Source organism: Comamonas serinivorans, assembly GCF_002158865.1.
GTDB classification, from domain to species: Bacteria; Pseudomonadota; Gammaproteobacteria; order Burkholderiales; family Burkholderiaceae_C; genus Comamonas_E; species Comamonas_E serinivorans.
The window spans coordinates 3,366,754-3,386,901 of the sequence record NZ_CP021455.1 but is presented as its reverse complement, the minus strand read 5'-3'; the positions used below and the strand labels follow the sequence as shown (position 1 = coordinate 3,386,901).

At 69.5% G+C, this 20,148-nt stretch carries 12 protein-coding genes and 1 pseudogene; 4 read left to right on the top strand and 9 right to left on the bottom strand.

Going from position 1 to position 20,148, the window contains the following annotated elements; translation table 11 throughout:
- Nucleotides 1-166 precede the first annotated feature (166 nt).
- Together CCO03_RS14390 and CCO03_RS14385 are read left to right on the top strand one after the other, a co-directional pair.
- Complete coding sequence (locus CCO03_RS14390) at nt 167-478, top strand: DUF485 domain-containing protein (protein ID WP_087282151.1); 312 nt, start codon at nt 167-169, stop codon at nt 476-478.
- Nucleotides 475-2,214, top strand: a complete 1,740-nt coding sequence (locus CCO03_RS14385; RefSeq protein ID WP_087282150.1) for a cation acetate symporter — start codon at nt 475-477, stop codon at nt 2,212-2,214. Before CCO03_RS14390 ends, CCO03_RS14385 begins: the two co-directional genes overlap by 4 nt.
- Nucleotides 2,215-2,550: 336 nt before the next feature.
- On the opposite strand, the gene CCO03_RS14380 is transcribed toward CCO03_RS14385, so the two are convergent.
- From CCO03_RS14380 to CCO03_RS14355, 6 genes are all read right to left on the bottom strand, one after another.
- Nucleotides 2,551-3,909: a cytochrome c gene (locus CCO03_RS14380; RefSeq protein ID WP_087282148.1), complete on the bottom strand. Its 1,359-nt coding sequence runs from the start codon at nt 3,907-3,909 to the stop codon at nt 2,551-2,553.
- 10 nt (nt 3,910-3,919) lie between these two features.
- Nucleotides 3,920-5,689: a GMC family oxidoreductase gene (locus tag CCO03_RS14375; protein ID WP_087282145.1), complete on the bottom strand. Its 1,770-nt coding sequence runs from the start codon at nt 5,687-5,689 to the stop codon at nt 3,920-3,922.
- A gap of 3 nt (nt 5,690-5,692) precedes the next feature.
- Entirely contained in the window at nt 5,693-6,388 is a 696-nt protein-coding gene (locus CCO03_RS14370; protein ID WP_087282143.1) for a gluconate 2-dehydrogenase subunit 3 family protein, read from the bottom strand.
- A 683-nt stretch (nt 6,389-7,071) separates the two neighbouring features.
- Complete coding sequence (locus CCO03_RS14365) at nt 7,072-7,659, bottom strand: flavin reductase family protein (RefSeq protein ID WP_087282142.1); 588 nt, start codon at nt 7,657-7,659, stop codon at nt 7,072-7,074.
- 37 nt (nt 7,660-7,696) lie between these two features.
- Nucleotides 7,697-11,248 (bottom strand): transcription-repair coupling factor, encoded by a 3,552-nt coding sequence (mfd, locus tag CCO03_RS14360; protein WP_087282140.1) that lies wholly within the window; start codon nt 11,246-11,248, stop codon nt 7,697-7,699.
- Nucleotides 11,249-11,430: 182 nt separating this feature from the next.
- Entirely contained in the window at nt 11,431-11,778 is a 348-nt protein-coding gene (locus CCO03_RS14355) for a hypothetical protein (RefSeq protein ID WP_087282139.1), read from the bottom strand.
- 132 nt (nt 11,779-11,910) lie between these two features.
- Between CCO03_RS14355 and ispD the strand changes: the two genes are divergently transcribed.
- Entirely contained in the window at nt 11,911-12,666 is a 756-nt protein-coding gene (gene ispD / locus CCO03_RS14350) for a 2-C-methyl-D-erythritol 4-phosphate cytidylyltransferase (protein WP_087282137.1), read from the top strand.
- Nucleotides 12,667-12,848: 182 nt separating this feature from the next.
- A pseudogene (locus tag CCO03_RS14345) lies at nt 12,849-12,959 on the top strand (pseudouridine synthase); the annotation flags it as partial.
- A 346-nt stretch (nt 12,960-13,305) separates the two neighbouring features.
- Here the strand turns inward: CCO03_RS14345 and CCO03_RS20495 are convergent.
- The 3 genes from CCO03_RS20495 to CCO03_RS14330 all read right to left on the bottom strand — a co-directional run bounded on the left by CCO03_RS20495 (nt 13,306) and on the right by CCO03_RS14330 (nt 20,085).
- Complete coding sequence (locus CCO03_RS20495) at nt 13,306-17,004, bottom strand: error-prone DNA polymerase (RefSeq protein ID WP_236903850.1); 3,699 nt, start codon at nt 17,002-17,004, stop codon at nt 13,306-13,308.
- Between the two features lie 180 nt (nt 17,005-17,184).
- Nucleotides 17,185-18,828, bottom strand: a complete 1,644-nt coding sequence (locus tag CCO03_RS14335) for a Y-family DNA polymerase (RefSeq protein WP_236903849.1) — start codon at nt 18,826-18,828, stop codon at nt 17,185-17,187.
- 3 nt (nt 18,829-18,831) lie between these two features.
- Nucleotides 18,832-20,085: a hypothetical protein gene (locus tag CCO03_RS14330; RefSeq protein ID WP_087282132.1), complete on the bottom strand. Its 1,254-nt coding sequence runs from the start codon at nt 20,083-20,085 to the stop codon at nt 18,832-18,834.
- Between the last annotated feature and the right edge of the window lie 63 nt (nt 20,086-20,148).

Genomic DNA, 20,148 nt, shown 5'->3' with positions numbered 1-20,148 from the left:
TGCACAGCGATTGAATGACCAACGCACAGGGCGAATACCACCTGTTCATCACATTGCAGCGCCAATGTGACGAATCTTTTCACCGTCACATGGTGTGTCTCGATTGCCTCAATGATCTGCCCGCGCGATGCCGTGGGCGCATCGCAGGCCACAACAGGAGACAAGCATGCAAGACGAGGTCATCGTCCAACGGATTCAGGCGAATCCCAAGTACCAGGAGCTGCGGCGAAAACGGGGGCGGCTGGGCTGGTCGCTGACCGTCGTGATGCTGGTCGTCTACTACGGCTACATCGCGTTGATCGCGTTCGACAAGGCCTTTCTGGCCAAGCCGCTGGGCGACGGCGTGAGCACGCTGGGCATCCCCATGGGCCTGGGCCTGATCCTGTTCACCATCGTCATCACCGCGCTGTACATCCGCAAGGCCAACGGCGAGTACGACCGCCTGACGCGCGAGATCCTCGAGGAGGCGCAACGATGAACACGAACCGCACGTCTTCGACCTGGCTGGTCTCGGCGCTGGCGCTGGCGGCATGGGCACCGACGGCCTGGGCCGCCGGTGGCGATGTCGGCCAGGTGGCCAAGCAACCCACCAACTGGATCGCCATCGGCATGTTCGTCGCCTTCGTGGCGGCCACGCTCTACATCACCAAGTGGGCGGCCGGCCGCACCAAGTCGGCGGCCGATTTCTACACCGCCGGCGGCGGCATCACGGGCTTTCAGAATGGCCTGGCCATTGCCGGTGACTACATGTCGGCCGCGTCCTTCCTGGGCATTTCGGCCGCGGTGATGATGACGGGCTATGACGGCCTGATCTACTCCATCGGCTTCCTGGTGGGCTGGCCCATCCTCACCTTCCTGCTGGCCGAGCGCCTGCGCAACCTGGGCAAGTTCACCTTTGCCGACGTGGCCGGCTACCGCTTCGAGCAAGGTCCGATCCGCGCGTTCGCGGCCGCGGGCACGCTGGTGGTGGTGGCGTTCTACCTGATCGCGCAGATGGTGGGCGCGGGGCAGCTCATCAAGCTGCTGTTTGGCCTGGACTACTGGGTGGCCGTGGTGCTCGTGGGCGTGCTGATGATGATCTACGTGCTGTTCGGCGGCATGACGGCCACCACCTGGGTGCAGATCATCAAGGCCGTGCTGCTGCTGGCCGGCGTGAGCTTCATGGCCTTCATGGTCATGCAGAAGTTCGGCTTCTCATTTGAGGCGCTGTTCGCCAAGTCGGTCGAGGTGCGCACGCAGATCGCCAGCAACACCGGCAAGTCGCCGGAAGAGGCCGCCGCGGCCGGCCTGGCCATCATGGGCCCGGGCGGTTTCGTGAAAGACCCGATCTCGGCCATTTCCTTCGGCATGGCGCTGATGTTCGGCACCGCCGGTCTGCCGCACATCCTGATGCGCTTCTTCACGGTGCCCGATGCCAAGGAAGCCCGCAAGTCGGTCGGCTGGGCCACGGTCTGGATCGGCTACTTCTACCTGCTGATCTTCATCATCGGCTTTGGCGCCATCACGCTGGTGCTGACCAACCCCGAGTTCTCGGACACCGTCAAAGGCGTGATCAACGGCGGCGCGGGGGCCTCGAACATGGCCGCGGTGCTGGTGGCCAAGGCCGTGGGCGGCAACGTCTTTTACGGCTTCATCTCGGCCGTGGCCTTCGCCACCATCCTGGCCGTGGTCGCCGGGCTGACGCTGTCGGGTGCCTCGGCCGTGTCGCACGACATCTACGCCACCATCCTGAAGAAGGGCAAGGCCGACACCCATGCCGAGCTGCGCGTGTCGCGCATCACCACGATCTGCCTGGGTGTGGTGGCCGTGCTGCTGGGCATCGCGTTCGAGAAGCAGAACATCGCCTTCATGGTGTCGCTGGCCTTCGCCGTGGCGGCCTCGGCCAACTTCCCGGTGCTGTTCCTGTCCATCCTCTGGAAGGGGTGCACCACGCGCGGCGCCGTCATCGGGGGCTTCCTGGGTCTGATCTCGTCGGTGGTGCTCACCGTGCTGTCGCCCTCGGTGTGGGAGACCACGCTGGGCAACGCGGCCGGCTCGGCGCCGTTCCCCTACGCCTCGCCCGCGCTGTTCTCCATGACCATCGGCTTCCTGGGCATCTGGCTGTTCTCTGCCACCGATTCCAGCGCCCGCGCCAAGCGCGAGCAGCAGGCGTTCGAGGCGCAACAGGTGCGGTCGGAAACCGGCCTCGGCGCCTCCAGCGCATCGGCGCACTGAGGGTGAGGTGCCGGGCTGGCCTTGCGCTGCCCGGCCCGAACCGCAGATGCAGCAACCGGCCGCCAGGCTTGCCTGGCGGCCGGTTGTTCGTGGGGCATCCGCATCGCCCGGCTTGGGGGCATGCGGCACGCGGCACGCCGCGTCGGGTCATGCGCCTGGGGGCAAGTCCTCGGACTCAGACCGAGGGCAGCGTGGCTGTGCCGTGGTTCAGGGCGCAGCGGAGGGGTGAACGAGGCCTGCCCATCGGAGTGCCCCGTCTGGCGGATGCAGGAATGCAGTATGCAGACATTGTCGTTTGTTTTGAAACGGCTTTGCCTGCATACTGCATGGTGCCAGTCACTCGCCGTGCTTGGCCGACCTGGCCTTGGCCACCTGCTGCGGGGTGACCGCGCTGGCTTGGTTGCCCCAAGCCGAGCGCACAAAGCTCGCCAGCGCGGCGACTTCCTCGTCGTTCAGGCGATCGGCATAGCCTTGCATGACGAGGCGCATGGGGCGGCGGTCCGTCGATGGCACGGCCGTGCCGTTGAGGATCACCGACACCAGCGGCCCGGGGTCTTTGCCCAGTGCCATGGTGTTGCCCTGCAGCTCCGGGAAGATCTCGGCCGCGCCCTTGCCGGTGACGAAGTGGCAGGCGGCGCAGTTGTCGAGGTACAGGCGCGCGCCCAGGGGCATGTCGGGCGAGGCCGCGGTCAGCAGCTTGGCGGTGGCCTGCCCGGCTTGGTCGGCATCGGCTGCGGGCGTGGCGCGCGGGCCGGGCATGGCGACCTGCGTGGGCACGTCCTGCACGGCCTGGCCATCCAGGCCTTTGAGGAAGGTGGCCATGGCGCTCAGGTCGTGGTCGCTCAGGTACTGCAGCGAGTGCTCGATGGCCAGCGCCATTTCGCCGTTGGCGATGGCGTGGGCATTGCGTCCCGTGGCCAGGTAGGCCGCCAGCTCGGCCGTGGACCATTTCTGGATCGGCGCATTGGCGCCACGCAGTGCAGGCACGTCCCAGCCGTCGAGCACGCCGCCGGTCAGGAAGTTGGCGTCGCCCACGCGGGTGCCGTCCTGCGCCATGAAGGCCGTGCGCGGGCTGTGGCAGGCGGCGCAGTGGCCGGCGCCTTCGACCAGGTACTGGCCGCGGCTTTGCAGCGCATCGCTGCTGGCGGCCTTGAACGCCGAATCGCCCGACAGGGCCAGCCAGTTCCAGGCGCGGATGCCGAAGCGCAGGTTGAACGGGAAGCTCAGCTGCGTGGCCTGCACCTCGTTCTTGACCGGCTTGACCTCGGTCATCAGGTAGCCGTACAGGGCGCGGATGTCGCTCTCGCTCATGAAGCGGTAGTTTTCGTACGGCATGGCCGGGTACAGGTGGGCGCCGCTGGCGCTCACGCCGTCGACCATGGCGGCGCGGAACTGGTCCAGGGTCCAGTTGCCGATGCCGGTGTCCTTGTCCGGCGTGATGTTGGACGACCAGATGGTGCCCATGGGGCTGGCGATGCCGCGGCCGCCGGCCATGGGCGAGCCGCCGTCGGCGGTGTGGCAGGCCATGCAGTCGCCGGCGCGCATCACGTATTCGCCGCGGCCGGGCTCGGCTTTCCAGTCGGCCGCCAGCGCTTCGTTGGGGGGCGTGAGCCTGACGGGCACGTAGCGCAGGGCGAGCGTCGCCAGGATGGCCAGCAGCACCAGCACACCCAGGATTCGGAGGGCTTTGTTCATGGCGTGCTCCTCAGACCAGGGGGCGCGGGTTGCGCAGGTATTGCGTGCGGATCGCATGCACCATCCAGTACGCCAGGCCACCGATCATGCCGGTGGGGTTGTACTGGGTGTTCTGCACGAAGTTGCCCGCGCCCATGACGAACACGTTGTGCTTGTCCCAGGCCTGGCAGTAGCGGTTCACCACGCCTTCGCGCGGGTTGGTGGACATGATGTGCCCGCCCGTGGTGTGCGTGGTCTGATAGGGCCGCACGTCGAACATGGCGCCCTTGTCCTTGAAGCCCAGCTGGATCAGGTCGGGCTTCATGGCGTTGCCCACCTCGCCGGCCTTGAGCTTCATGTACTGGTTCATCTTGAGGTCGTTGTCCTGCCAGTTGAAGGTCATGCGCATCAAGGGCCGGCCGTGTGGATCCTTGTAGGTCGGGTCCAGGTCCAGGTGGTTGGCGCGGTAGGCCATGTGCGAGCCGTGCGTGCCGATGGACATGGAGTGGCCATACCACGTCTTGATGGCCTTCTTCCAGCCGGAGCCCCAGCTGGGCGTGCCGGCCGGCAGCGTCATGGAGCGGATCGGTTGCCCGTTGAAGGTGCCGGCGCGCCAGTAGGCCCCGCCGATGAAGCCCAGTGCGCCAAAGTCGTTTTGGTTGACGCTGAAGTCATCGATGCAGATGCCGTTCGAGCCGTGGCCGATGAAGGGGTTGAAGTTGGCGTCCTTGAAGAACATGGTCACGCCGCCGTTCATCTGGTAGGCGTAGTTCTTGCCGGTCACGCCCTCGTTGGTGGCGGGGTTGTAGGGCTCGCCAATGCCAGACAGCAGCAGCAGGTGGACGTTGTTCAGCTGAAAGGCCGAGAGGATCACCAGGTCGGCGGGCTGGAACACCTCTTCTTGCTTGATGGCGTCGAAGTAGGTGACGCCCGTGGCCGTTTTGCCGTCGGGCGAGCTTTCGATGCGCAGCACCTCGGCGTGCGTGCGGTAGCTGAAGTTGGGCTTGCGCTTGAGCGCGTCGAGGATGGCCGTCTGCGGCGATGACTTGGAGTACTGATAGCAGCCGAAGCGTTCGCAGAAGCCGCAGAAGTTGCACGGCGCCATCTGCATGCCGTAGGGGTTGACGTAGGCGGTGGACGCGATGCCGGCCGGCGCCGGGAAGGGGTGGTAGCCCAGGGCCTTGCAGGCGTCGCCGAACTTGGTGGCGTCGTAGGTGGCCGGCAGCGGCGGCATGGGGTATTCGGTCGAGCGCCAGCCTTCGAAGGGGTTGCCGCCGGGCTGGATCGCGCCCTTGATGTTGCCAGCCTTGCCCGAAATGCCCGCGACCTGGTCGAAGCGCGTGAAGTGCGGCTCCAGCTCGTCATAGCTGACCGGGTAGTCCATGAGGTTCATGCCAGCCGGGATGATGGACTCGCCCCATTTCTCCTTCACGTAGCTGCGCAGCTGGATTTCTTCGGGCTGCGGCCGCCACAGCAGGCCGTTCCAGTGCGTGCCCGCACCGCCCACGCCGTTGGCCGGCAGGAAGGAGCCCATGGAGCGGTAGGGCAAAGCGGTTTCCGCCTCGGTGCGGCGGATGGTCACCGTCTGCTGGCTGGGGTGCTGCATGTTCTTCAGGCGCACGCCGTAGGTCAGCTCGTCGATCTGGTTGGGGTATTTGAATTCGGGCACGGTGTTCTGGTCGCGCCCGCGTTCCAGCGCCACGATGTCCAGCCCTTCGGCCGCCAGTTCAATGCCGGCGATGGCGCCCGTCCAGCCCAGGCCGACGATCACCACGTCTTTTTTGTGTTCGGTGCGTGCCATGGCTCAAGCCCTCTCGCCTTTGATGGACACCGGACCCAGCGGGTACTTGACGTTGTGCTGGTCCACCCATTCCTTGAAGCTGGCCCGCGCACCGGGAAAGCCGATGTAGGTCCAGGCCTGCATGCCGTGGTTGCCGCCATGCATGGGGTCGGCGAAGTAGCCTTCCTTGGTGTTGGCCAGCAGGGTGGTGAAGAAGAGGCTGAGTTCGGGCTCCAGCTGGACCTCGCCTTTCTGCAGCGCGACCAGGGCTTCATCCTGCTGCTCAGGCGTCAGGTCCTGGAAGCCCTTGCGCCAGCGCGACTGGCACCAGGCGTTGAAGACCGGAATGGCCTTGCGGTAGAGCTGGGCCGGGTTCAGCGGCGTTTGCCAGCCGCGCTCGGGCGGGGCTGTGGGGTCGTGCGGCCCCGTCATGTACCAGTCCACGGCGCTGCCGTACTCGCCCTTCAGTTGGCGGTCGATGAAGACCGGCACGTGGGTTTCCAGCGCACCGGGGCCTTCGCCATCCGACGGAATCAGGCGCGCGGTGGCCGCGAGCACGAACGCCCACTCTTCGGGCGTGAAGTACTCGGGCTTGTACTGGTCGAGTGAGATGGACTCTTTGGAGTTGGCATGGAAGGTCATGGCCATGCCGGTGAGTGCCACACCGGCACTGGATGCCAGCAGGAAATGTCGGCGGCTGGGGGGATGCGAGTCAGGCATCAGGGGCTCCTTCGTGGGGGAAATGCGAGCCGATCCTGCGGCGCGGATCGGCGTGGTGGTGTGGGTGCAGGGGGCCGGATGTCTCGACAGACTGAACGCCCCGGCAGGGGGATCGCTGTAGGACAAATCCACATGTCGCGCATGCGTCAGGTCGTTTCGCGACCCATGGCTGCCGCAGCCCGCGGCGTGGTGCACGCGGCGGAAACAGGTCGGCAGGGGTGTGCGAAAGCCAGAGGCCGGGCAGGGGCCGGGCGCGCTCAGCCAGAAGGCGGCCAGAAGACCGCTGGATGAGGGGCGTGTGGGTCGCTTGACAATGCAGTATGCATGTGTTTCCGTTGCAAATTGAACGGAAAGCCGATCATACTCCAATCTGAAAATGGCTGCGGCGCGCATGAGCCTGGGCGCAGCAGGGCGGTCCTGAGCTCCGTCACCGGCGGGCCCACGGCCTGGGCTGAACGTGCCCAAAGATTGGGCACCCCCGACGAAAGCCAGGCCTGGCAAGGCTTGCCGAGGATATTCCTAGGGTTTTCCACAGGTCAGCCCACAGGCTGTGGGCATAAGTCATGCCGATGACATGCAGGCCTGCTGGCGTGGCTCAAGCGCTGGAACCGGTGGTTGGTGGCCACGTCTGCAGCCGTGTGGCAGCCCTTTGCGCCGCGGGGCGGCACCTGGGTGGGTGGGGATCAGTCCTTCACGTCCTGGTCGGCGTCCAGCGCGTCGCCAATGGCGTAGAAGCGCCCGCCGGCCACGTAATGCAGGGTGCGCAGGGCAGCGTCGGCGGTTTCGAAGCGCCAGCGCCCGTCGCGGAAGACCCGCGTGTCCGACCAGGCGGCGACGACCTCGCCGATGAACAGGTCGTAGGCCTGCTGGTTGTGGGGCTCGGGGATGAGCCGGCACGCCAGCCAGGCCGCGCACCCCGCGACCAGCGGCAGGTCACGCCCGTCGAGGTCGAACAGCTCGACCCCGCCGCGCGCCAGCTTGTCGGGTTGCTGGTGCAGGCTGCGTTGCCCCACCTGGTAGGTCAGGTCCAGCTGCGCCACCGTGGGCACCTGGATCACGAAGTGGCCGCTGTGCTGCACCAGCTCGCGCGTGCGGGTCATCTTGTCGAGCACCACGGTGAGTTTGGGCGGGCTGAAGTCCAGCGCGCAGGCCCAGGCCGCGGCCATGACGTCGTCCACACCCTGGTGGCGGGCCGACACCAGGACGGTGGGCCCGTGGTTCAGCAGCTGGTAGGCCTTGTCCAGCGGCACGGGGGCAATCGGTTGGGTCATGGTGGGGGGTGTCTGGGGTGGAGGGGCTCAAGCGGGTTCAGGCCTGCGCGGGCGCGGCCACGGCTTCGGCCGGCTTGCCCAGGCTGCGCAACACGTCGCGCACCATCTGCGCGCGGTCCTTGGCCTCGGGCAGGGCGCGTTCGATGCGCAGCTTGTCGTTGCCGGCGAGCTTGATGTGCTTGTTCTTCTGGATGAGGTGGATGATGGCCAGCGGCTCGACCGAGGCGCCCTGCTTGAAGGTGATGTGGATCACGCCGGGTGCGGCGTCCACCTTTTGCACGCCATAGGGCTGCGACAGCACGCGCAGCCGGTGCACGTCGATCAGCGCCTGCGCCTGCGGCGGCAGCTTGCCAAAGCGGTCGACCAGCTCTTCGACGATGCGGTCGACCTGGTCGTTGGTCTTGGCCGTGGCCAGGCGCTTGTAGAGGGACAGGCGCAGCTGCACGTCGCCGCAGTAATCGGTGGGCAGCAGGGCGGGCACGTGCAGGTTGATCTCGGTGGTGGCCTGCATGGGGCTGAGCAGGTCGGGCTCCTTGCCGGCCTTCAGCGCCTTCACGGCGTCGGCCAGCATCTCGTTGTAGAGCTGGAAGCCCACCTCCATCATGTTGCCGCTCTGGTTCTCGCCCAGCACCTCGCCGGCGCCGCGGATCTCCAGGTCGTGCATGGCCAGGTAGAAGCCCGAGCCCAGCTCTTCCATCTGCTGGATGGCGTCCAGGCGCTGCTCGGCCTGCTTGGTCAGGCTGTCGATGTCCGGCACCATCAGGTAGGCATAGGCTTGGTGGTGCGAGCGCCCGACGCGGCCGCGCAGCTGGTGCAGCTGCGCCAGGCCGAACTTGTCGGCGCGGCTGATGACGATGGTGTTGGCCGTGGGCACGTCGATGCCGGTCTCGATGATGGTCGAGCACAGCAAGATGTTGTGGCGCTGGGCGACGAAGTCGCGCATCACCTTTTCCAGCTCGCGCTCGGGCATCTGGCCATGGGCGACGGCGATGCGTGCCTCGGGCAGCAGCTCCTCCAGGGCCTGGCGGCGGTTCTCGATGGTCTCGACCTCGTTGTGCAGGAAGTAGACCTGGCCGCCGCGCTTGAGCTCGCGCAGCACGGCCTCGCGGATCACGCCATTGCTTTCGCTGCGCACAAAGGTCTTGATGGCCAGGCGGCGCTGCGGCGCGGTGGCGATGACCGAGAGGTCGCGCAGGCCTTCCAGCGCCATGCCCATGGTGCGCGGGATGGGCGTGGCCGTCAGCGTCAGCACGTCGACCTCGGCGCGCAGGGCTTTCATGGCCTCCTTGTGGCGCACGCCAAAGCGGTGCTCCTCGTCGATGATCAGCAGGCCCAGGTTCTTGAACTGCACGCTTTCCGACAGCAGCTTGTGCGTGCCGACCACGATGTCGACCGTGCCTTCGGCGATGCCCGTGGCGGCCGCCTTGATCTCCTTGGCCGAGCGAAAGCGGCTCATCTCGGCGATCTTGATCGGCCAGCGCGAAAAGCGGTCGACCAGCGTTTGGTAATGCTGCTCGGCCAGCAAGGTGGTGGGTGCCAAAAACGCGACCTGTTTGCCGCCCGTCACGGCCACGAAGGCCGCGCGCAGCGCCACCTCGGTCTTGCCGAAGCCCACGTCGCCGCAGACCAGCCGGTCCATGGGCTGGGGCGAGATCATGTCGTTGATGACCGCCGTGATGGCGGCGTGCTGATCGGCCGTCTCCTCGAAGCCGAAGTCCTGCGCGAACTGCGCGTAGTCGTTCTCGGCAAAGCGGAAGGCATGGCCCTCGCGCGCGGCGCGACGCGCGTAGATGTTGAGCAGCTCGGCTGCCGCGTCGCGCACCTGCTCGGCGGCCTTGCGCTTGGCCTTCTCCCACTGGCTGCCGCCCAGCTTGTGCAGCGGCGCCTGCTCGGGCGCCACGCCCGAATAGCGGCCGATCAGGTGCAGCTGGCTCACGGGCACGTAGAGCGTGGCGTTGCCCGCGTACTCCAGGTGCAGGAATTCCTGCAGCGCGGGGCTGCCGTCGGGGTTCAGCTGGCCCACGTCCATGTTGACCAGGCCGTGGTAGCGGCCGATGCCGTGGGCACTGTGGACGACGGGGTCCCCCACCTTCAGCTCGGACAGGTCCTTGATCAGCGTGTCCAGGTCGCTCTGCTGCTCCTGCCGGCGCCGTCGGCGCACGCCCGTGCCGCCCGCGAACAGCTCGGTCTCGGTGACCAAGGCCACGCCGCCCTCGGGCCAGCCGAATCCGGCGGCCAGCGCAGCGGTGGCGATGCCGAGGGGCTCGTCGCTGGCGCGGAACTCGGCCAGGTGGTCGAAGGCGGGCGGGTTCAGGTGCGAGGCGCGCAGGAAGTCCAGCAGGCTTTCGCGCCGGCCCTCGCTCTCGGCCAGCACCAGCACGCGAAGACCCTGCCGGGGCGCGGCCTGCACAAAGGCCTGCAGGCGCTGCAGCGGGTCGTCGGCGCCGCGCACGACCGAGAGGTCGGGCAGGGGGGCGAACTCGGCATAGGCCGTGGCCTGCTGCTCGTCGCTGACCTGGTCGGCCCGGCGCAGTGCGAGTTGTGCATGCGGCTTGGCGGCCACATAGAACTGCTCGGCGTTCAGGAACAGCGCCGCGGGGGGCAGCACCGGGTGGTCGGGGTCGCCCTGCACCAGGCGGTGGCGCTCCTGCGTGTCCTGCCAGAACTGCTGGAAGGCGGCTTCCAGGTCGCCGTGCAGCACCAGCACCAGCGAGGACGGCTCGGCGGACGCTGCCTCCCTCGGGGTCGACCCGGCGGTGGCACCGCTCAGGTAGTCGAACACCGTGGCCGTGTCGTCAAAGAACAGCGGCAGGTAGTACTCGATGCCGGCGGTGGCGACGCCGTTGCCCATGTCCTTGTAGATGCGGCTGCGTGTGGGGTCGCCCTCGAGCAGCTCGCGCCAGCGGCTGCGAAAGCGCGCGCGCGCCGCGTCGTCCATGGGGAACTCGCGGCCCGGCAGCAGGCGCACTTCGGGCACCGGGTACAGGCTGCGCTGCGTGTCGGGGTCGAACGCCCGGATGGTGTCGATCTCGTCGTCGAACAGGTCCACGCGGTAGGGCAGCGGGCTGCCCATGGGGAACAGGTCGATCAGGCTGCCGCGCACGGCGTACTCGCCCGGACTCACCACCTGGTTGACGTGGGTGTAGCCGGCCAGCGTCAGCTGGCTTTTGAGCGCGGCTTCGTCCAGCGTCTGCCCGGCCTTGAAGTGGAAGGTGTAGCCAGCCAGGAAGGCGGGCGGCGCCAGGCGGTACAGCGCCGTGGTGGCCGGCAGCAGCACCACATCAGCCTGGCCCTGCCGAATGGCCCAGAGCGTGGCCAACCGTTCGCTGATCAGGTCCTGGTGCGGCGAGAAGCTGTCGTAAGGCAGGGTCTCCCAGTCGGGGAACAGCGTCAGCCGCAGCTCGGGCGCGAAGAACTTCAGCTCATCCTGCAGGCGATGGGCATCGCCGGCATCGGCGCAGACGATGGCCACCAGCCGCCCCGCGGCCTTCTCGCGCTGGGCCAGCTCGGCCAGCAGCAAGGCATCGGCCGAGGTGGAGGGGCGCGGCAGCGCCAGCCGCTTGCCAGGTTGAAGTTTGGGGAGTTCCATCGTCTACGCCAGGGTGGATCAACGGCTGTACCGTGATGCTGTTGTTGAAATGGGTGCGCGGGTCGGCCTGATGCGCAAGCCGCGCCAACGACAACACCCCGCTGCGGGTGGCGCGGGGTGTGAGGCAACGATTTTACGGCGCGGGTGCCGGCCCCGCTGCCGGCGATGGCTTCACCGGGCGGTCAGCCGCAGGCCACTGGCGCGAGCAACAACGCCACGCCCACCAGGTGGTAGGGCGGGTACCACCACGAGAGGGCCAAGGCCACGCCATGCAGGCCTGCGAGCAGCAACAGCGCGCGACGGATCAGCCGCCAGGCAAGGGGGTGGCGTGGCAGCAAGGCACCCGTGACCCCCGGCAGCCAGATGGGCTGCGAATGCACGAAGGCGAACACCAGCAGGTCGGCTTCGAGGGCGTCAGCGCCCGCGGCCACGTTCCGGCTCATGACCCAGCCCAGGGCAGCGTTGGCAAACCAGGGCGCAGACGATGCCGAGGGCGTCAGCGAGGCGGAGCGGCACAGGGGCACAGGCATGCCCGTGAATCTAGACGGCGCGTGTGCTCGGCGCGTGAACTCCGGGTGGAGCCGGCATGACGTCATGACGTCACAATGCCCGCCTTGGGCGCCTGCCATGCGGCGGGTGCCGCCGTCGTTGTCTGGTGCCGTATGCCTACCGATTCCCCCATCCACGTCCTCATCCCCGCCGCCGGCGTGGGCCAGCGCGCTGGCACGCCGTGCCCCAAGCAGTACCAGCCTGTGGCTGGGGCGCCGGTGCTGGCGCACACGTTGCGCGTGTTTGCGCCGCTGCGGGCGCAGGGCCAACTGGCGCAGGTGTGGCTGGTGGTGGCGCCGCAGGATGGCTGGCTGGATGGCGCCTTGCCCGATGTCGACGCGCACGCGCGGGTGCTGCGCTGCGGGGGCGCCAGCCGCGCGGCCTCGGTCGCCAACGGGCTGGCTGCCATGCGGCAGGCTGGCGTGGCCGATCACGCCTGGGTGCTGGTGCACGATGCCGCGCGCTGCCTGCTGCAGCCCGCCCAGGTGACGGCGCTGATCGCGGCGGGGCGCGCTGCCGCCGCGCGCGGCGATGCCTGGCCCGGCGCCTTGCTGGCGCTGCCGCTGCCCGACACGCTCAAACAGGCCGATGCCCAGGACCGGGTGGCCGCCACCGTGGCGCGGGTCGACAAATGGCTGGCGCAGACGCCGCAGATGTTCCGCCTGGCCGAGCTGCAGGCGGCATTGGCACGGGCCTTCGATGGCGACGACTACCCCGGCGTGACCGACGAGGCCAGCGCCATGGAGGCCCTGGGTGCGCGGCCGCAGCTGGTCGTCGGCAGCGCGCAGAACCTGAAGCTGACCTACCCCGACGATTTCGCGCTGGCCGAGGCGCTGCTGCAGGCGCGTGCGTTGGCTGCGGGTGGTTGAGCCAGTATCCATTCAGCTTCGTTGTTGAAAAACGGTGAGGTGGGTATACCTGGTGGTGTTGGTGTGGCGTGCCGTGCCGTTGCGGGCGCGGTGATGGCGTTGACCGTGCTGGCCACCGACGGCACGCAGCAGGCGGCAGGTGCGGATCAGCGGCAGGCCGATCAGGGCCGTGGGGTTTTCGTGCACTGCAGGCGCGCATCGCCGACCCGCGCCACAAGATGGCCAAGACCTACGGGGTGCAGGTGGAGGGCGTGCCCAGCGAGACCGCGCTGCAGGCGCTGCGCGACGGCGTGCCGCGGAACACGGCGAGCTTGGGTGCGGTGATCGCAGCGGTGCGGGGCCGTGGGCTGACGCCCAGCTCATCCAACTTGACCTCATCGCCCACGGCGCCGGTCAGCCCAGCAAAGCGTTGCCGTTCATGCGTGTTGCAAGAATGAATGGGCAGTATTCAGCAGAGTTCGATGGATTGAAATCGCAATCACGGCCATACCCCTTGTGCAGACGAAGCCGTGAGCACGCGTCGAAAGGCACCCGAAGCGATGCCCAACGCCCAACAGTGCGGCCACCAGCCTGCCGCTGACCGCGCGCAACGCCGCAATCGCTCACCGGTTCATGCGCGGGCGCACCATCCCGCCAGCCTCAGTGGAAGTCGCGGCTGCTGCCGGTGGCGAACGGGGCCAGCAGGGCCGACAGGTCGGCCAGGCGGTGGGCAATCAGGTTGCAGACCAGGCCCTCGCGCTGCCAGCGGCCTTGCACGGCCATGAGCCGCGCGCCTTGCAGGATGGGGCGTTGGGCATCGCGCACATGGCGCCAGACGATGACCTGCAGGCTGCCGAACTCGTCTTCAAGCGACACGAAGGTGGTGCCCTTGGCCGTGGGCGGCTGCTGGCGCACGGTGACGATGCCGGCCGTGCGCACCCAGTCACCATCGACGGCGGTGTGCAGGTCTTGCGAGCTGCGCAGGCGCCAGCGCGCCAGGCGTGGACGCAGCAGGGCCATGGGGTGGGTGCGCAGGCTCAGGTGGGTGGCCGCCAGGTCCCAGGCCACGGCCTCGGTTTCGGGGGCTTGGGGCAGGACCAGGGGCGGTTCGTGGGTGGGGGCCTCGTGCAGCAGCGCCGGCTCGGCGTGCCAGCCGGCGGCGGCCCACATCTGCTGGCGGCGGTGGCCGGCCAGACCGCGCAAGGCATCGGCCGCGGCCAGCAGCTGCACCTCGCGGCGGTCGAGCCCGGCGCTGCGGGCCAGGGCTTCGACATCGGGCCAGGGCGATGGGGTCGGCAGGTCGTCGGCTTGGCTGGCTTGATGGGTGATGTCGGTGGTGGTGGCGTCAGATGCGTGGAGGCGGCCGGCCTGATGTGGTGGAGGACCGCCGGGTTCAGGTGGATCGGCGGGTGGGTGACCGACAAACACCTGCTGTGGCTGGGCCAAACAGACTTCAGCGGACTGACCGGCGGGTGAGGCAAGCGGTTCAGGCGCCTGGCCATCACGCCAAGCCTCCGCGTCGCTCGAGCTGGAGGTGGCCTGGGTCGCGAGGCCGTGGACACCGGCGTCGAGAGGGGCTGTGGCGGACGCACTGCCGGGGCCATGGCCTGCGTGACCGGTTGGCGCGGTGGGGCCCGCGGCCAGCCGCGCCTGAACGATGCGCTGGCCGCTGGCCTGCGACAGGCCGCTGACCTGGCACAGGCCCAGGCGGACGGCGGGGCCGTCGGGGTGGCGCAGGTCTTCCAGGCTGCAGTCCCAGTCGCTGTGCAGGACGTCGACGGGACGCACGCGCACGCCATGGCGGCGGGCGTCCTGCACCAGTTGGCTGGGCGTGTAAAAGCCCATGGGCTGGCTGTTGAGCAGCGCGGCGAGGAAGGCCGCGGGCTCGTGGCATTTGAGCCAGCTGGAGGCATAGACCAGCTGCGCGAAGCTGGCGGCGTGGCTTTCCGGGAAGCCGTATTCGGAGAAGCCCTGGATCTGCCGGAAGATGGATTCGGCGAACTCGGGGGTATAGCCGTTTGCCGTCATGCCATCAATGATTTTTTGTTGGTACTTGCTCAAGGTCCCGGTGCGGCGCCAGGCGGCCATGGCGCGCCGCAGCGCATCGGCCTCGCCGGGTGAAAAGCCTGCGGCCAGGATGGCGATCTGCATGACCTGCTCCTGGAAGATGGGCACGCCCAGCGTGCGGGCCAGCGCTTGCTGGAGCACGGGCTTTTCGTAGGTCACCTTTTCCAGCCCCTGGCGCCGCCGCAGGTAGGGGTGAACCATGCCGCCCTGGATGGGGCCGGGCCGCACGATGGCGACCTCGATCACCAGGTCGTAGAAGTTGCGCGGCTGCAGGCGCGGCAGCATGCTCATCTGCGCGCGGCTTTCGATCTGGAACACGCCCACGGTGTCGGCGCGGCAGATCATGTCGTAGGTGGCCGGGTCGTCCGGAGGCAGGGTGGCCAGCGTGGGGCGCACGCCGCGTCGCTGGGCCACGAAATCGAAGGTGCGCCGCAGGGCCGTGAGCATGCCCAGGGCCAGCACGTCCACCTTGAGCAGGCCGGCGGCGTCGAGGTCGTCCTTGTCCCACTGGATGACGGTGCGATCGCGCATGGCGGCGTTTTCGATCGGCACCAGGCGCGACAGCGGGCCCTGGGTGAGCACGAAGCCGCCCGTGTGCTGCGACAGGTGGCGCGGGAAGCCCAGGATCTGCGCCACCAGCTGCATGAGCTGCTGCACCGCCAGGGCGTCCACGTCCAGGCCCAGCTCGCGCAGCAGCTCGGCCTGCACGCCCTGGCCTTCCAGGCGGCGGTGCTGGCGCGCGATGGCGTCCAGCGTGGCCTCGTCGAAGCCCAGCGCCTTGCCCACGTCGCGAATGGCCGAGCGCTCGTGGTACGAGATGACGGTGGCCGTCAGGGCGCAGCGGTCGCGGCCGTACTTGGTGTAGAGGTACTGGATGACCTCTTCGCGCCGCTCGTGCTCGAAGTCGACGTCGATGTCGGGCGGCTCGTTGCGCTCCTTGCTGATGAAGCGCTCGAACAGCAACTCCGACTGCGCCGGGTTGACCGCGGTGATGCCCAGGCAGTAGCAGACCGCGCTGTTGGCGGCCGACCCCCGGCCCTGGCACAGGATGTGCACGCTGCGCGCGTGCGCCACGATGTCGTGGACGGTCAGGAAATAGTGCTCGTAGCCCAGCTCGCCGATCAGGCCTAACTCGCGCGTCAGCTGGGCCTGCACCTGGGCGGGCACGCCGTCCGGCCAGCGTTCAGCGGCGCCTTTCTGGGTGAGCGCCTCGAGGTATGCCAGGGCTGTCGTTCCGGTAGGAACGACTTCGGCCGGATACTGGTAGCGGATTTCATCAAGGCTGAAATGGCAGCGCGAGGCCACGACCAGGGTTTCGGCCAGCAGCTCGGGCGGGAAGGTCTGGGCCAGGCGCAGGCGGCTGCGCAGGTGCAGCTCGGCGCTGCGCTGCAGGGCGTGGCCGCAGTGGGTGAGCGGCTGGCCGATGCGGATGGCGGTGAGCACGTCGTGCAAGGGCTTGCGCGAACGCACGTGCAGGTGCACATCGCCCACGGCGACCAGCGGCAAGGCGGTGCGCATGCCCATCTCGCGCAGGCGGTGCAGCCACAGCGCGTCGTCCATGCGGCGCGGCAGGTCCACGCCGATCCAGCAGCGGCCCATGAACTGGCTGAGCGCCCAGTGGCCCAGTTCGGCCAGCGCATCGGCCGCCTGCACAGCCTGGCGGCCCAGGGGGGAGGCTGGGGCAGCTGCGTCTGGCGGCGCGGTTGCCGGACTGGGGCCCATGGGGTCGATGGACTCGATGGCCTGGGCGGTGTCTGCCGGTGAGGTCGGTTCCGCCGCCGGACCGGGCGACCTGGCCCAGGCCTGGGCAGCGCCGGAGCTATGGCGGTTGGCGTGGCCTGGTGTGTCGGGCGCGGCAGGCGGTTGGCGGTCGGGGCACAGCAGGGCCAGGCAGTCGCGCAGCGCGTGGCCCTGCACCTGGTCGCGCGTGAGCTGGTAGTGCCCCTTGGGCGCGGCCCGACGCAGCTGGGTGATGAAGGCGCACAGGTTGCCGTAGCCGAACAGGGTCTGGGCCAGCAGCACCAGGGTGAACGGGGTTTCGCCGGGCGCGCGGGCCTGCACGCGAAACTGCGCGCCCACGATCAGCGGCAGGCCCGCCGCCTTGGCCGCGACGTGCGCGCGCACCACGCCGGCGAGCGAGCCGTCGTCGGTCAGCGCCAAGGCGCGGTAGCCCAGGGCCTGGGCGCGCTGAACCAGCTCGTCCGGGTGGCTGGCGCCCCGCAGAAAGCTGAAGTTGGAGAGGCAGCGCAGCTCGGCATAAGCGGGCAGCGGATCGGGGGCAGGGGTGGTCACGGGGGTTGTGGGCGTGAGGTGGTTGAGGGGAGGGTCGATTGGCTTTCACTGGGTGGATGTCTGTGGGCTCTGGAACCTGACCTTCCCGAACGGGCTTTCTGGACCGCGTTCGTGGCCAGGCCCCTGGCTGTGCCTGTCCTGGCCGGGCCTGTCCTGTCCTGTCCTGTCCTGGCCGGACGCTCAGGCGTAGTGCCCATGCAGGAACCAGCCGATTTCGTCGCCGGCCAGCCGCTGTTGAAACACCGACAACAGCCCCGCGCGCGGGCTGAGCGCGAGCCAGTAGTCGCGCTGCACGTTCAGGCTGTGGCCATCCCCTGGCGGGCAGGCCACGGTCGAGTCGGCCAGGTGGTGCGACGCGGGCACGCGATGCCACCAGCCGCCTTCCACGCGGTCGGGGCCCAGCAGCAGCTGCAACGGCCCCTGGTGGTGAGGCCGGTGGTGGCGCACAACCAGGCGCAGCGGCTGGGGCAGCAGCCAGCTGGGCACGGGCAGGCTGAAGCCCGCCAGGTTGGCCAGGTCAGCGGGACCCGGGGCCGGTGATGCCCCGGCAGGCGCCGAGCCCACTGATGTGGCCGCGCGGCGCCAGACAGCGGGAGACGAGGCCGCTGGCGAGGCGAGAGGGGGCTGCCAGCGCTGCATCCATTCCAGGCGGTGGTCGGCCAGCACCGTGGCGTGGCGCACGCTGTCTGGCCCCAAGCGGGCCTGGATGCGCTCCAGCGCCTCGGCCACCGAGCGGCTGCGTTGCCCGCCATCGGGCACCAGCGTGTGGCTGTCGTGAACCACGGGGGCCACCTCGGGCGCCGTCAGCGTCAACTGGTCGACCGGGGCCTGCAGCTGCACCTGGGCCAGGTGCTCGCCCAGCAGGCGTGTCAGGTGCGCCAGGTGCTGGGTGGGCTGACCACTGCGCACGCAAAGGCGGCCGCGGGTGTCGGCATCGTGGCTGCGCCAGCCTTCGTGCACCCACTGCAGCTCGATCGCCAGCGCCCCCAGGTGCCGCGCCTGCAGCCAGGCGACCAGCTGGCGCAGCAGCCGTGTGGCGCCAAACAGCAGGGCGGGCGCGCTGTCCACGGTGTGCAGCAGCGACAGCTGGGCCTCGAAGGCCTCGGGCAGCCGCAGCCAGGCGTAGACCTCGGGCGCCAGGCCATGGGCCTGGTCCAGCGCGAGCAGCAGCTCGGCGCCCACGCGGCGGGCCAGGCCGGCGCGGGGCAAGCGGCGTACATCGCCCAGCGTGCGGCACCCCAGGCGGGCGAGCGTGGGGTGCTGCAGGGCAACGGCGGGCAAGGCGTGCAGGGGCAGGGCATCGAGCACCTGCGCCAGTGGGGCCGCGAACCCGTCGCGCACACCGCAGCGGGCCAGCGCCAGCGCGGCGGTGCCGGTGGGCGCCCAGGCGACGTGGGCGCCCAGCGCCTGGGCGCCGCCTTCCACCAACTGCTGCAAGGGCTGCAGCCCGCCGAACAGGCGCGCGCTGGCGGCGACGTCCACCAGCACGGCGTCGTCGAGCACGGCCACGCGCGGGCTGAACCGCAAGCCCCAGTAGCCCAGCGTGGCGATGTCGGCGGGTGCGTGTGCGTGCGGGTCATGGAGGGCGACCTCGCCGGCGTGGGCACCCGCGCTGGGGAAGGGAGGAGCGGGCGAGTGGGACGCGGGCGAGACCTGGGGGGCTGTCCGAGGGGATGGTTGGCGCGATCGCCCGCGAGCGGGTGACGAGGGGCGAGCCGCCTTGCGCACGCGGCGGTCCGCCGGCTCGGCGGCCAGGGCCGCGGGGATGGCGTGCGAGGCCTCAGCGTCAGGCTGCGGCAGCAGGGCGGCCCAATGCGGTGACATGGCTCATCCCCCGACGCGGCCGTGGGCACGCCCAGGCCCGGGTGTGCCGAGCAGGCGGGCATTCGGCCGCCTTGGGCCCGGTGCCAGGGCCGACTCGTCGGCGCAGATGCGGGTGGCGCCAGGGGCGGGCTGCTGCATGCAGCGAGTGAACGCGCCTGCGGATGTCATGGGAGGGCCTCCTGGGTCAGTGCGGCACGGCCGAAGGACTGCGCCGGAGCGCGCCAGGCGGCGGGTGGTGGCCGCCTGGCCGGCACCCGGCTGGGTCAAAGGCCGATGCACCGGCCCGTTGGCGGACACATTGGCTGGCTCGCTGCCACGGCCCATCTCCTGGGCCATGGACCCGTTGGCCGGCCGGGGAGCCGGCACGGCGGAGCCGTCAAAAGCCGCTTCGCCCAGCGACCAGAGGCGGGGCGGCACCACGGCCCGCCAGGGACGGGGCATGGCCGACAGCTGCAAGACCTCGTCGCAGGGGGTGCCACGGCGCTTGGCCACGCGCAGCCGCACCTGCCAGCCGGGGCCGGGCGCCAGCGTCACGCGCAATGGCGCGGCCGAGGCCTCGCGCAAGGCGGCCTCAGGGCGGAACACGAACACCGGCGCATCGCACCCTTGGGTGTGCACCTGCAGGCGCCGGAGGTGGGCCGGCTGGGCCTGCGGCAGCCACAACAGGATGGCACCCGCCGGGTTGGCCAGGATGAGCTGCTCGGCCACCCACAGGCGCGCCGGGGTGGCCCGGCCCGTGCCCGATGACCGGTTGGCCCGAGGCGCGCGCGCGGACGTCGGCGTGCCGGCCGCCGAGGCGCCGGATGCCCTGGCGCGGGGCGTCGGTGTGCCGAGCGCCGATGGGCCGGGTGTTGATGCACCAGGAGCCGGGGCCGGGGGGGCCGCATCGGCCGGCAGCCACACCAGGCGCTCGGCTGCCAAGCCCAACTGGGCCAGTCCCACCGCGTGCGGCGGCCAGGGCGGGGCCACCAGGTACAGGCGCGCGTCGGGGTCTTGGAGCACGCGGGACAGGGCGGGCGCCAGCAGCCGCCATTCGCACACGCCGGCTTGCGGCTGCAGCACCTCGGTCAGGGCCTGGGTGGGCCAGCCAGCGCCCGGCAAGGCCGCGTCCAGCGCGGCGAAGCCCGTGGGCACGGTGCGGGCGGTGGAGGGCCCCAGCGCGTCGCCGCTCCAGACCAGGCCGCCGAGGCCGCGCAGGTCGGGCGCGGGGCGGTTCCGGCACGGGGAAACAGGGGCGATGCGAGGGGCGGTGGTCATGATGAATACTGTATGAATAAACAGTATATAACCATTGCCTGGCTTTGCAAACCCGGACACGGC

Excerpts from the sequence above, each read along its gene's own strand:
- CCO03_RS14390 (WP_087282151.1), top strand. The coding sequence starts at position 167 with ATGCAAGACGAGGTCATCGTCCAACGGATTCAGGCGAATCCCAAGTAC.
- CCO03_RS14385 (WP_087282150.1), top strand. The coding sequence starts at position 475 with ATGAACACGAACCGCACGTCTTCGACCTGGCTGGTCTCGGCGCTGGCG.
- CCO03_RS14380 (WP_087282148.1), bottom strand. The coding sequence starts at position 3,909 with ATGAACAAAGCCCTCCGAATCCTGGGTGTGCTGGTGCTGCTGGCCATC.
- CCO03_RS14375 (WP_087282145.1), bottom strand. The coding sequence starts at position 5,689 with ATGGCACGCACCGAACACAAAAAAGACGTGGTGATCGTCGGCCTGGGC.
- CCO03_RS14370 (WP_087282143.1), bottom strand. The coding sequence starts at position 6,388 with ATGCCTGACTCGCATCCCCCCAGCCGCCGACATTTCCTGCTGGCATCC.
- CCO03_RS14365 (WP_087282142.1), bottom strand. The coding sequence starts at position 7,659 with ATGACCCAACCGATTGCCCCCGTGCCGCTGGACAAGGCCTACCAGCTG.
- mfd (WP_087282140.1), bottom strand. The coding sequence starts at position 11,248 with ATGGAACTCCCCAAACTTCAACCTGGCAAGCGGCTGGCGCTGCCGCGC.
- CCO03_RS14355 (WP_087282139.1), bottom strand. The coding sequence starts at position 11,778 with ATGCCTGTGCCCCTGTGCCGCTCCGCCTCGCTGACGCCCTCGGCATCG.
- ispD (WP_087282137.1), top strand. The coding sequence starts at position 11,911 with ATGCCTACCGATTCCCCCATCCACGTCCTCATCCCCGCCGCCGGCGTG.
- CCO03_RS14335 (WP_236903849.1), bottom strand. The coding sequence starts at position 18,828 with ATGTCACCGCATTGGGCCGCCCTGCTGCCGCAGCCTGACGCTGAGGCC.
- CCO03_RS14330 (WP_087282132.1), bottom strand. The coding sequence starts at position 20,085 with ATGACCACCGCCCCTCGCATCGCCCCTGTTTCCCCGTGCCGGAACCGC.